Annotated in this window: 1 protein-coding gene; it reads right to left on the reverse strand. The window is 58.4% G+C overall.

What is annotated here, in order from left to right; translation table 11 throughout:
- Positions 1-19: 19 nt before the first annotated feature.
- Positions 20-1,161 (reverse strand): IS3 family transposase gene (locus tag AAHM38_RS25410; RefSeq protein WP_207775330.1). Its coding sequence is split into 2 segments (ribosomal slippage): positions 20-909 and positions 909-1,161, totalling 1,143 coding nucleotides; the frame shifts between segments, so codons are not numbered across the junction.
- Positions 1,162-1,273: the final 112 nt, after the last annotated feature.

The raw sequence follows: 1,273 nt of genomic DNA on the forward strand, positions 1-1,273 counted from the left end.
CCATGACCCTACACCGGAATTAGTACCGTCCAGAAGTGGAGATTTCCGGCGTCGTTGATTCGTCCGCCGAGGTGTTTTTCCTTGCCTGACGGGCGAATTCGGCGGGTGTCGCCCACTGCAGTGCGGAGTGGGGACGGCTCTCGTTGTAGTACCTCCGCCAGTCGGCGATTTTGCTCCGAGCATCGTCCAAGGACAAGAACCAGTGCTCGTTCAGGCATTCCTGCCGGAACCGCCCGTTGAAGCTTTCCACCTTGGCATTGTCGGTCGGCGTGCCTGGCCGGCTGAAGTCGAGTTCCACGCCATGCTCGTATGCCCACCGGTCCATCGCCTTCGAGATGAATTCGCTGCCATTGTCCACCTTGATGGTCTGAGGCGCGCCGCGCTCGGCAACCACTGCGTCAAGCACTCGCACAACGTCTTCCCCCTTCAGGCTTTGGCCGACTTCGATGGCCAGGCTTTCTCTGGTGTAGTTGTCCACCACGGTCAACGCGCGCAGGCGCCGACCATCAAACAAGGCATCGGATACAAAGTCCATGCTCCAGATTTCGTTGATAGCCGTGACGATGCTCTTGGGCTGGCGTAGCCGCGCCGACTTGTTGCGCTTGGGACGCTTATGCCGCAGCGACAGACCTTCGGCCCGGTACAAGCGATAAACACGTTTGTGATTGTCTTTCCAGCCTTCCCGCTGCAGCATCACGTGCACCCGGCGATAGCCGTAGTGCACGCGTGTGGCCGCTATCTCTTTGATGCGTGCAAGCAATGCCGACGAGTCCCGAGCAACCGACCGATACCCATACAGCGAGCGTGACATGTGGAACAACGCGCAAGCCTTAGTCAGGCTCACACGATAGCGGTCACGCAACTCGTCAATCAGCGTGCGCTTGCGGGAAGGCTTCAGAGCTTTTTTGAGAGCACGTCCTGCAGCATGGCCTTATCCAGGCTCAGGTCCGCCACCAGCCGCTTGAGCTTCGCATTCTCCTCCTCGAGCTGCCGCATCCGGCGCAGCTCCGAAGGGCCGACGCCCCCGTACTTCTTCTTCCAGTTGTAGAACGTCGCTTCGCTGATGCCCAGCTTGCGGCACACCTCCTCGACCTTCGTACCCAGTTCCGCTTGCTTGAGCGCGAACGCTATCTGCGCCTCAGTGAACTTGCTCGTCTTCATGGCATGTCTTCCATTTCAAATCGTGAAAATCATGCCGGATTCTCTACTTCTCAGCGGTACTGTTTCTTGGTGTAGGGTCAACCACTGCCAACTTAAAAGCCAGCGTGTAGTC

Origin of the sequence: Ralstonia sp. OTU4908 (assembly GCF_038440115.1) — a bacterium.
Classification (GTDB): Bacteria; Pseudomonadota; Gammaproteobacteria; order Burkholderiales; family Burkholderiaceae; genus Ralstonia; species Ralstonia pickettii.